Raw genomic sequence first — 13,125 nt, forward strand, 5'->3', positions numbered from 1 at the left:
AAATCAACATAAACAAAATCAACATAAGCAAAACCAACATAAGCAAGGTGCAGCACGTCCAGATATAGTGATCAGTGATATCAGAATGCCTGTAATGGATGGTTTGGAATTAGCTGAACACCTTAAAATGATTTCACCTGAAACGCCTCTGATTTTCTGCACAGCCTATACTGAAACCAACTATCTGCTCAAAGCCATTGAAATGGGAGTTTCAGCTTTTGTCCGCAAGCCTGTCGATACAGATGAACTGCTTGAGGCTATATCAAAGGCTGCATTGCCGCTGATTCAAAAACATGCAATTGATGGACTCTCTGATGAGCTTATGGCATCCATGAAGATTTATATGGGCAGCACACCTGCTCAAAAAGCTATTGCAGAACAGGCAGTGCGTGTTGCTAAAACATCATTCAATATCCTTTTGCAAGGTGAAACAGGAACAGGGAAATCAAGGCTTGCTACAATCATACACTCCCTAAGTCCCCGAAGAGATGCACCGTTTATAACTGTGCAAACTGGAGCAATGCCGTTGAATCTTGCTGAAAGCGAGCTGTTTGGACACATCAAAGGCTCTTTTACAGGAGCGGACAGAAATAGGATTGGATTGTTAGAAGCTGCTGATGGAGGCACAATATTTTTAGACGACATTGAATCCTGTCCAAAGGAGTTGCAGGCAAAACTTCTCTATTTTGTTGAGAATAAAAGATTCATGCAGTTGGGAAGCAAGGTTGAAAAAAAGATTGATGTTAGGATAATCTCAGCCAGTAACCGTAATTTAAAAGATGAATCATTATCTGGAAACTTTCGTGAAGACCTCTACTACAGACTTGCAGACACCACTATAAAGCTTCCTCCGCTCAGAGAGACAAGGGATGCAATAATACCTTTAGCATTAAAATTTTTGCGGGAAACCTGTGATGAACTTGGAACTTCTCTGCCTTTTTTAGATGAAAATGCCTGTGCCACACTTTCAAGCCTCCCATGGTCAGGCAACATCCGCCAGCTTAAAAGCGTAATCCGCCGAGCAGTTCTCAATGCAGGCAGCATTATCACTGCAGAAGATATTGCCATACATACGGATTTTGAAGATATTCAGGCTGCTTCATCTCAGAGTGATTTTAAAGATATGAAGATTAATTCTCAATATATTGGTACAGACTCTACAAACTGTGTCTCCATAACAGACTCAGCCCAAACCTTTTTACTCGTGCCACCGCCATTTCCATGCAGCTTGGACAAACTGGAACGCTGGGCATTTGAGCAGGCATTGCGTTACTGTGACGGCAAGCGGATGAAAGCCGCTTCCATGCTTGGTATGAACTACTACACATTCCGCCGCCGCCTTGAAAAACATGGAATAACGGAAGGGGGAGGAGTAGAGGTAAACCATGAGTAATCCCCCTACTATCCATTTTGAATATCCATTTTAGATACCACTATCTCTTTTGCATACCCACCAGTTAACAACTCACATTTCTTAATCCGTTGTAATTCCAACCATTTATAGCGATATTTCCTCTGGCACGTCCTGTGCTATTCACAAATTCCATGACTAAACAAGCTAACATCCAGAATCATCCTGCCACACAACATATGTGTGAATTTTTAAGCCACCCTTTTGATGATTGCTACTGCAGCAGATTATCTGGTTTGAATATTCCATATGTTGTCAATTACTGCATGGAACGCTACTGGGAGTGTTCGCTTTATAAGAAGCTGGCAAAGCAAAAAGAGCGTTTGATATCTGCGTCTTCCTGCTTTTAACGGATTTTATGGTTCTTGTATGATACAAAATTTGATTTTTAATAATATTTTAAATTTTAACTATAATGAAGAGGTTTATTATGCGTTACGTAAATGTTTTGGTATTGAGTCTGTTTTTTGTTTTTACTGTTTCAGTGAGCAACTTGCTGGCTTACGAAGCAAGCATGGTTGAGGACATCAATCCAAATACGAATGTTGGTCAAATACCCAGTGTAATGGCAGTATTGAACAATGTTCTCTACTTTGCAGCCAATGATGGTAGCAATGGTGTTGAACTTTGGAAGTATGACGGCACCAATCTACCCACGAGGGTGACTGACATAAATTCGGGTGCTGCCAGTAGTTCCCCGGGTTCTTTGACCATCTTCAATAACGAGCTCTATTTTTCGGCTAATAACGGCATTAACGGCTCAGAACTCTGGAAGTACAATTACGCCGACGATACGGCATCGTTGGTAGCCGATATCTATTCAGGTACAACAGGTAGTTCGCCCGTAGGAAGTACCCGTGGAGGCATGGCTGTTTTCAATAATGAACTCTACTTCAGTGCTATAGACTCAATTTCTGGTAAAGAGCTGTTTAAATACGACGGTAGCAACCCGCCAGAATTGGTAGCCGATATTACCATTGGACATAGTTTTCCCGATCAAATGACAGTTTTCAACAATGCTCTCTATTTTAGGGCTACCGATAGCAGTGGCTTTAGCGGTAATGGTTATGAACTTTGGAAATACGACGGCAACAATGCACCCACGATGATTGCAGACATCAATAGCAGTATTAGTGATGGTTATCCCGATTATCTGGCCGTCTTCAACAACGTCCTTTATTTTCAGGCTAATAATGGTATCAATGGTTTTGAACTGTGGAAGTACGATGGCACTAATGCACCAACGATGGTTGCAGACATCTATTCAGGATTTTCAGGGAGTGACCCCAAATGGATGATCGTCTTTAACAATGAACTCTATTTTAGTGCCGATGATGGCAATGGCAATGGTAATGAATTGTGGAAGTATGACGGCATCAATTCGCCCACGATGGTTGCGGATATCAATACAAATTCTGGCCAGGGAAGTAATCCATCATATCTAACCATCTTCAACAACGAACTTTATTTCAGTGCAACTGATGGTAATAATGGTAATGAACTTTGGAAGTACGACGGCACCAACCCGCCCACGATGGCTGCGGACATCAATTTTAGTAGTGGTGCCAGTTCCCCCGTTTTTTTGACTCTTTTCAACAACGGTCTCTACTTCTGGGCGATTAAAAGTACGGCTGTAGGATATGAATTATGGCAATACATTCAAGGCAACGCTGCACCAACCATCGGAGACATCACCACCACAACGACCATTGATGATAATACCACGATAACCCCATTCAGTAGTGTTACAATTTCTGATGCTGAAAACGATAATGTCAGCGTAACGGTTACTCTGGATACTCAAGCCAATGGCGTTTTAAGCTCGCTGGGCAGCTTTACAGATAACAACGATGGCAGCTATACGCTGGCATCCACCGATGCAGCAACTGCCCAATCAGCAATTCGTCAGCTTGTATTCAACCCCAGTGACAACAGCGTGGCTCCGGGCAGTACCGAAACCACCACCTTTACCATTGCTGTTAATGATGGAACCACGACAACCACCGACAACACCACGACAGTAACATCAACTTCGGTCAATGACACCCCCACTGACCTTGCCCTCTCAAACGCCTCGATTACGGTTTACGACTCTGCCGATGCTGAAGTAGGCACCCTTTCTTCAACCGATCCGGATACCGGAGACACACACACATATACCTTGGTGGCTGGCGATGGTGATACCGATAACGACTCGTTCAACATCTCCGGCAGCAGCCTGCGGGCAAACGACCCATCGCAACTAACTGCCGGCACATACAGCGTACGGATACGCACCACAGATGCCAACTCTGGTACCTATGAAGAAGCATTGAGCATCACGGTGTCCGATGCGTTGGTGGTTACCACAAACGCTGATTCCGGTGTGGATGCCACCACAGGTGGTTCCTATTCCGAAGAACTGGCAGATGGCAATGGCTTGAGTCTGCGTGAAGCAGTCGCACTGGCTACTGATGATGGCGGAGGTAAGACCATCAGCTTTGGTGCGGCACTTAACTTTGGAACGATTAGTTTGGGGACCAGCTTAACTCTGCCTGCCAATACAACACTGGAAACAGGTGCTGCAGGAATCATTGTCATCAATAACAATGGAAATCAAGCCAATAGCTTATCCTCCGGTGAAAATGTAACATTTAACTGTGGCGGGGCAGACGATATCTTTCGTTTTGGTCCCATCAACTTTTCAGGAACAGGCACATGGACAAAGACCGGGGCAGGAACATTAGAATTACTAAATAATAATACCAACTTTGGTGGATACACAGGAGAGTTAGTTATTGATCAAGGCACTATCAAATTGGGCGACAACAATAAACTGCCCACAAATTTGAATTTAATTGTTAATGCAGATGGTACTTTTGATCTCAATGACAAGAATCAGAAGGTTGCGAGTCTCTCTGGTACTGGAACCATTACAAGTTCCTCTTCATCTTCATGGCCTACCTTAACTGTCAATGTTGCCAGCGGTAATCAACAGTCATTCGCTGGCGTGATTTCAGGAAGCAAAGTCAGTTTCATAAAAGATGGCGGCGGGACTTTTCAAATCACAGGAAGTGAATCGAATACCTTTGGTGCCGAGATCAATGTTTATGACGGTGTACTGGAACTGAACAAAACGAGCGGTGCATTCGTTCAGGGTACTGGTAGGATTATTGTGGGCAACGGGGATGGGGAAGCTGAAAGTGCGGTCGTCAAGTGGCTGGCAAACGACCAACTGCCCAGCGTTGTGAAAATTGGTCCCTATGTTGATGGCTTGCTTGACCTGAATGGATTCAACCAGACGTTTAGTGGTGGAATGAACGAATTTAGTGGTGGGGAGATTCGCACGGGTACCGGCACGTTGACATTCAGTTCCGCCTCCTTGCGGCAAAACACGACCACATCAGTAAATATCAATGGCAATCTGTCCCTTACCGGAACAAACCAAGTGTACGTTAGCGGCGGCGACCTCTCCATTGATGCAGCCATCTCTGGTAGCGGAGGGCTTAGTCTTTCTGCTGGTGACTACACGCTGACATTGAACGGTGCAGCCAGCTATTCTGGTACAACATACGTGAACTCTGGCACCCTGAGCATTGCTGGAGACAATAATCTTGGAAGCGGTACTTTAAATCTCTCTGGTGGTACCTTGGCAGTTACTGGCAGCAGCGGCACCATAGACAATACAGTTACGCTGACAAATAGCTCTACCATCAATGCAACAAATGATTTAACGCTCTCAGGAGTAGTCAGTGGTACTGGAAACCTGATAACAGGCGGAACAGGCACGGTTACAATCTCCGGCACCAACACCTATACTGGCACAACAACTTTCAGTGGCGGTACTGTGATAATTTCATCAGATAGCAATCTTGGCAGCGGTCAGATCAATCTGGCAGCGGGTACGACACTGCAAGTAACAGGAGCAACAACCATAGATAATGGGATTTCCCTGACTGGCAATGCAACGGTTCATAATTCAGATGCTGTAACCATCTCCGGTGTGATTTTTGGTGATTTTGATTTTTCAAAAACTGGAACAGGGATATTAACCCTTTCGGGAGTCAATAGCTATAGCGGTGCCACAACAATTTCAGGGGGAAGTGTATTAGTTACAGGAAGCCTTGATGGGACATCCCAAGTGACGGTTAATTCAGATGCCACACTTGGAGGTAATGGCTCAATATTTGCGGAGTCTTCTACAAACACAGCCACACTCAGTAGTGGCACAACACTATCGCCAGGTGATGGTCCGGGAAAACTGATAATCAATGGAAATCTTGCCGTTGCTGGTAATGTTAATATTGAACTGTCAGGCACAACCGTTGACACGGAATATGATCAAATCGATGTCTATGGAACGGTTGATTTAACGGGTTCAACACTGAATTTGACATTATCGGACTTTACTCTGTCAGATGGAGATAACTTCATCATCATAAATAATGATGGAACAGATGCGATTACCGGTACTTTTTCCGGGTTTGCTGAAGGGTCCATTGTCACTGCCAATGGCTCGAATTTTGAGATCAGCTATGCAGGTGGAACAGACAATAATGATGTTGTTTTGACCTATCTTGCAGACATGACGCCCCCCGTATTCCAATCGACCGTCACCAGCACAGATGGCAGCAAAGTTATCCTCACCTATGACGGCCCACTGAATGACACCACGGCAGAAGCCAGTGCTTTTGAAGTTACAGTCAACGGTAACCCCAATAACGTTACCGTCGTAACGATCAATGGGAGTACGGTGGAATTAACTTTAACGAGTCCTGTGATCTACGGTCAAACGGTAACCGTAACCTACACCGACCCAACTGGAGGCAATGATACCAACGCCGTGCAGGATGCTGCGGGTAACGATGCCGACACTCTAACCAGCACCAATGTCACCAACACGGTACTTAGTGAAACGCCCATCGTCACCACCCAGGCTGTTTCCACCATCGGCACCACATCTGCGACGGGAAACGGCAACATTACCGATCTTGGGACATCAAATCCCACAGCCCACGGTGTTTGTTGGTCAACCAGTTCAAACCCTACCATCTCAGGTTTTAAGGTAGATAAAGGTGGGACAAGTAGTACAGGAGCGTTTACGGCAAGTATCACTGGGCTGTCATCGGGCACCACCTACCATGTTCGGGCATATGCGACCAATGCGGCAGGTACATCTTATGGCGAGGATGTGATGTTTACCACGTCATCTCCTCCTCCTCCATCAAAGAATAATCAAACCATCACTTTCAATTCCTTGGCTGTAAAGAGTTACGGCGATGCTCCCTTTACCCTTACAGCGACTGCAAGTTCAGGACTACCTGTCACCTATGCGAACTCAAATAACAGCGTTGCCACGGTAAATGGCAGTACAGTTACCATAACAGGCATTGGTACAACCACGATAACTGCAAGCCAGGGCGGTAATTCAACATACAACTCGGCTCCTGATGTGAGTCAGACATTGACCGTAAACAAGGCGGATCAAACAATAACCTTTAATGCACTTGCAGCAAAAAATTGCGGAGATAGCAGTTATGATTTGATTGCTACAGCATCATCCGGTCTTGCGGTGAGTTATGCCAGCTCCAATACAAACGTTGCCACTATCAGCGAAAATACAGTAACAATAGTTGGTGCAGGAAGTACAACAATAACTGCAAGTCAATCGGGTAGCAACAACTACAATGCAGCAACTTCAGTTGATCAGACACTAACGGTCAATTCTGTTAATCCATCAGTTACCACAGCTGCAATAAGCTCAGTCACAGAGACATCAGCAGTAAGCGGCGGTGAAGTGACTTCCGATGGATGCGATGCCATAACCGCACGGGGAGTATGCTGGAGTACAAGCCAGAATCCAACTGTTGACTCGAATGATGGTAAAACAACAGAGAGCATTGGTACAGGCACAGGGACATTTACAAGCAACATAACATCTCTTACTCCTGATACCACATACTATGTTCGTGCCTATGCAACAAATAGTGCCGGCACAGCCTATGGTGAAGAAAGAACCTTTACCACAACAGGCCAGCCGGAGATTGATATTAAGGGCAATGGCGTATCAATAATTGATGGAGATACAACGCCGTCTGCGGATGATCACACCGATTTCGGCAGCGTTGATATTAACAGCAGCGACACCATATCCCGCACTTTTACCATTGAAAACAGCGGCACCACTGATCTTAATCTCACAGGTACCCCCATTGTAAACATAAGCGGTGAACATGCCGGTGATTTCACAGTGACCACATCCCCTGCTTCTGTTGTGGCTACGGGGGATAGCACCATCTTTGTTATAACTTTTGATCCATTGGTTGATCCGTCAGCATCGGGTTTAAGAAATGCCAATGTTACCATTCAAAATGATGACGAAGATGAAAACCCCTATGATTTTGCCATCCAGGGTGGCGCTAACACCATTCACATTGTAACCCACACAGGGGACAGCGGTGATGGCTCCCTTAGGCAGGCTGTTGAAGATGCCATAGATGGAGACACCATTGACCTTTCAGGTATTGCAGGTGGTGGCACCATAACCCTTACAATGGGAGAGATTGTCATTGACAATGATTTGACTATTACTGGCTTATCATCTGATCCGGTTGTCATTAGCGGTAATAATGCTTCAAGGATTTTTAATATTGCATCTGGAGTCCAGGTTTCCATATTTGATGTGGAATTTATAAACGGAAACGGTGGAGGAGAGCATACAGGTGGTGGTGCCATTTTGAACAATGGTTCTTTAACCTTGAATGGAGTCACCCTTGCCGGCAACAGCACTTTAAATGGTGATGGCGGTGCAATACACAATGGCGGCAGTGGAACCCTGGTGTTGGTAAATTGTACCTTGAGCGGCAATAGTGCAGACAGCGGTGTTGGTGGTGCAATCTTCAATGCCGGTACCCTGGGTATGAACTGCTGCACCCTGTATGCAAACGCAGCTTCAAGCGGCGGTGGAGTGGAAAACAGCGGAAGCGGAACACTCCACATATCCAACACCATCATTGCCGGAAGCACAGGGGGAGGGGATCTTGTCAACAACGGCTCTCTTCTCACCAACAGCCATAATCTCATTGAGGATGGAAGTGCAATGCCCCATGTGTGGGGAGATCCCATGCTTGACTCCCTTGGCTATAACGGTGGAGTAACCCGCACCCACGCCCTTCTTTTGGGCAGCCCTGCCATTGATGCAGGGGATAACGGATCATCTGAATCCAAAGACCAGAGGGGAACGAGCAGACCCTTGGATGGGGACGGCGATGACAATGCCATTTCCGATATTGGCTCATATGAGCTTATTTATACTCCTGTGGAAACCTTTACACTCACGGTGACAGATGGAAGCGGCAGCGGTGAATATGAAGCCGGTGAAATTGTATCCATATCAGCCAATTCAGCCCCTGAAGATATGATATTTGATGGCTGGACAGGAGATATTGCTTCAATAGATAATCCAGAGCTTGCCAATACCACATTGACCATGCCGGATGGAGATATATCCATTTCCGCAGGTTATGTGGAAAAGCCAATAGAGCTTTTTACACTCACGGTGACAGATGGAAGCGGCAGCGGTGAATATGAAGCAGGTGAAATTGTATCCATATCAGCCAATCCAGCTCCTGAAGATATGATATTTGATGGCTGGACAGGAGATATTGCTTCAATAGATAATCCAGAGCTTGCCAATACCACATTGACCATGCCGGACGGGGATATATCAATTGCCGCAAGTTATATTGAAAAACCCATAGAGCTTTTTACTCTCACGGTGACGGACGGCACCGGCAGCGGTGAATATGAAGCAGGCGAGGTTGTATCCATATCAGCCAATCCAGCCCCTGAAGATATGATATTTAATGGCTGGGCAGGAGATATAAGCACCATAAGCAATGCAGAACTTGCCAATACCACATTGACCATGCCGGATGGAGATATATCCATTTCCGCAAGTTATGTTGAAAAACCATTAGAGCTTTTTACTCTCACAGTGACCGATGGAACCGGCAGCGGTGAATATGAAGCAGGTGATGTTGTATCCATCTCAGCCAATCCAGCCCCTGAAGGCATGATGTTTGACGGGTGGACAGGGCAAACAGGTAATATTGCCAATGCAGAACTTGCATCGACCACCCTTACCATGCCAGATTTTGATGTGTCTATAGCTGCATCATACAAGGTAATACCGGTAGAGAAATATCCGCTTAGTGTCCACGGCGGAACAGGCGATGGAGAATATAAAGCCGGCAGGGTGATATCCATTGCAGCCGATCCGGCACCGGACGGAAAGATATTTGACAAATGGAGTGGCCAGACTTCCAATGTGGAAAATGTGAACCTCTCCAATACCGTCATCACCATGCCTTCAAGCATTGTTGATATCACTGCTGTGTATAAGGCGGAACCCGCCATAAAATATACCCTTGATGTGGAGAGCGGAACAGGTGATGGGGAATACAAGGCAGGAAGAATTGTTAATATCGCTGCCACTCCTGCATCTGAAGGCATGATGTTTGACAAATGGATTGGACAGATTAGTGGTGTTGCTAATATAAATATACCCAATACCACCTTTACAATGCCAGGCAATGATGCTGCTGTAAAAGCAACCTATAAAAATGCTCCGCTTGAAGATTTTGTGCTGGAAATAGAGATTCAGATCCAGCCTCAAGAGAGTCAGAGGATGAGAAAAAGTACTGCATTATCAGATTTGACTCTACTTTCATCTTTGAAAGGCAGTACAAGGATGACAACTATCCAGAGCGGTATAATTCCTCCTGGTCATATTGTGAACCTGATTGCTCCGGAAGCACCAGAGGGATATATCTTTGATATATGGGAGGGACAGACAGCCAATGTGGCCAATGTAAATTTGCCGGAAACAGTTCTTTATATGCCCGACAGTGATGTGGTTCTTGTTGCCACCTACAAACCCATTGAACATGATGCAGCTCTGACGGTGGAAAATGGAACTGGCAGCGGCAGTTATCTACCCAACACAGTGGTGACATTGAGTGCTGATTCTCCTGCTGAAGGTATGATGTTTGATAAATGGATGGGGCAGACAGCAAATGTTAAGAATGTCAACCTTGCTGAGACAACCATTGTAATGCCGGAAACTGATGTTGTTATAAAGGCAGTTTACATTGAAAAGCCTGTTGAATTATATCCCCTGACCATAACAGGCGGCAGTGGCGGAGGTGATTATCCAGCAGGAGAAATGCTTGAAATAACTGCAGAAGCAGCACAGGAGGGATATTCCTTTGATAAGTGGCAGGGTCAGATCGCTACGGTTGAGGATATAAACAGTGCCACCACTTATGTTTATATGCCGCCAAGTGAAGTCATTGTTATTGCCACATACGCTTTGAATTCGGTTGATCCTGATCCAGTTGACCCTGACCCAGTTGACCCCGACCCAGTTGATCCTGATCCAGTTGACCCCGACCCAGTTGATCCTGATCCGGTTGACCCCGACCCAGTTGATCCCGATCCGGTTGACCCCGACCCAGTTGATCCCGATCCAGTTGACCCAGGTCCCGTGATTCCTAATCCTGTAGATCCCGCTCCGGTAGATCCTGGCCCTGTTACTCCAGTAGAACCAGATCCTGACGATTCCGCAGAACCTGACCTCGACGAGCAGCCGGAGCCACAGATTGATGAGTTTTTCAGCAGTATGACAGAGCTCTTCTGCTCTCCCCATGCTTTGGAAACAGATTTGCCTGATACGACCATAACAGGCAATACATTACACATTATCGAAGGTATTGGTGCCATTGATCTTGTGATGGAACAGGCTATTAAAGGGAATTCAACGCTAACTGAAACCATTGAGTATAATGGCACTTTATATAGATGTAGAGGCAACATTGAAACAATAATAAATAATCTCCAGGAGATTGCTGCCTGCACCATAGCAACTGCCCACGACAATATCATGGAAAACAGGGTGCCCTTTTCAGATGCCGGAGCAGTTAAAACAGAAAAGGTAAAGGCATTTATACAGAATATTGAGGCGCTTATTGCACCTTTTGTGGATGAAGGTTATCCGTTGGATTCCGGACTTGTGGATGCAGTAGTCAACGCCCTTGATGATGCCCTGGACTCCATCTATCCTTCGCTTGCCATAGGAAGGGGAGTTGACAGCAGCCTGCACAGTGGAGCTGTTTCCACAGCGACTCTTGAGAGAGCCATGGCACAAAGCAGTAGCCTTATTCAGGATATTCTTGATACAGCTGGTGTGGAGATAACACCATGCTTTAATATAATTGAAATTACATTGCTGATTAACAAGGAGCATGGCCGGGGATTTTTTGAGTCAGCTGAAATGGCCTCCCATCTTCCTTATCTCGCAAAGATGGAGTCCATAATGCTTGAGAACAGCGAATCAGCCATAACTGATGTCATGGAAAATGCCCTGAACTTCAGTATATTCGGGGATACCATTGAATATCCATGTGAAGATGATCCTTTATGGGAATCCCAATCATGTGTTAAAGTTGAATCAGCCAATCCTGGAATGGCACAGATATCGGCTACAGGAAGCAGTGTAATGACAAGTTCAGTTCATCTTGTTCCATCTTCAATTCCGCCTGGTGTCCATATTCTGCCGGACGGCAGGACAGTAATGATCTGGAACAGCCTTGCAGTAACCGTGACCTCAATGGTTCCAGACCCTCTTGACTTTGCGGGGTTTGTCGGCATGGATATGGCAATTCCATTTGAGATACTCAATGATGGAAGGTGGTCTGCCGGAAACAATGAAACAGAGTTTAAGATTAGCGGAATGGTTGCTTATGAAATGGTTTCATATGTGGCCAGGACAGGCATCTTGTCCTCGGTACAGGAGAGAATAACACCTGCTGCAACAGGACGAAATATTGATTTTGTCCTCAAGGGCACTAATCCTGCATCCGAAGATTATGCCATACAGGCTATCTTTGATGCAGATATGATTTTGAATATGCCCCCTGCAGTGTACGAACTTGATACTCTTATGCTTGTTCTTGATACCTTGAAGATTCCTTTTACCATCAACAGGAACAAAGGTGTAATAGTCATTGAAGGTGGACTGAAATTCAAGCCCGACTATATTGTGGAAAAACTGACAGATGATGAATCTCTGTTCTGGCAGGATAATATGGATAGCAGTGGCACTGCCTGGAAAGTTGCTGACTACAACGGGGATGGTCTTATGGATATTCAGATTATTACAGGAGAGGGAAAGCAGGCTCTTTTCAGACTTCCATAGTTCGCTGATCTTGAATCAATCCTTTTTTTGAAAATTTGATCCTATATTTGAATTATTTAAAGCCCCTCGCCTTAAACAAGGAAGGGGCTTTTTATATTTCATCAGATCATGGTATAAGTACATAAGTACTCAGAATCGACACCTTATTGCATTTTCAGAAGTTATTGTATTTGTCTGAATCAGGATCCCCGGGATGCAAAAGATGTTCAGGATAAATTATCCTGCCTTATCCTGTTAATCCCGGTTATCCTGATTCAGACAGTATTGACAAGCTTCAAAAGCTCATAGGTGTCGTTTTTGAGAACATAAAATTGAAGTTACGGTTTGTAAATAATAAACCATGAACGTAAGGACGCCACCATGACTAAATTTCCATATGGCATAGCCGATTTTAAAACAGTAATAACAGAAGGCTATTTTTACTGTGACAGAACAGATAAAATTCCTTTGCTTGAAAGCTCAAAGTCCCAACTGTTAA

General features: G+C 45.1%; 2 protein-coding genes. Both read left to right on the plus strand.

What is annotated here, in order from left to right; all coding sequences use genetic code 11:
- Positions 1-1,393, plus strand: a 1,393-nt coding sequence (locus tag MTBBW1_RS15960) for a sigma-54-dependent transcriptional regulator (protein ID WP_080804793.1), incomplete at its 5' end; no start/stop codon positions are given.
- Between the two features lie 448 nt (positions 1,394-1,841).
- The gene (locus tag MTBBW1_RS15965) at positions 1,842-12,647 is read left to right on the plus strand and encodes an InlB B-repeat-containing protein (RefSeq protein ID WP_186441377.1); all 10,806 of its coding nucleotides are present in this window, start codon (positions 1,842-1,844) and stop codon (positions 12,645-12,647) included.
- Positions 12,648-13,125 lie beyond the last annotated feature (478 nt).

It is taken from the genome of Desulfamplus magnetovallimortis (assembly GCF_900170035.1).
GTDB lineage: Bacteria > Desulfobacterota > Desulfobacteria > Desulfobacterales > Desulfobacteraceae > Desulfamplus > Desulfamplus magnetovallimortis.

Bases quoted from the DNA above. Each gene is read 5' to 3' on its own strand.
- MTBBW1_RS15965 (WP_186441377.1), top strand. From the start codon at position 1,842: ATGCGTTACGTAAATGTTTTGGTATTGAGTCTGTTTTTTGTTTTTACT.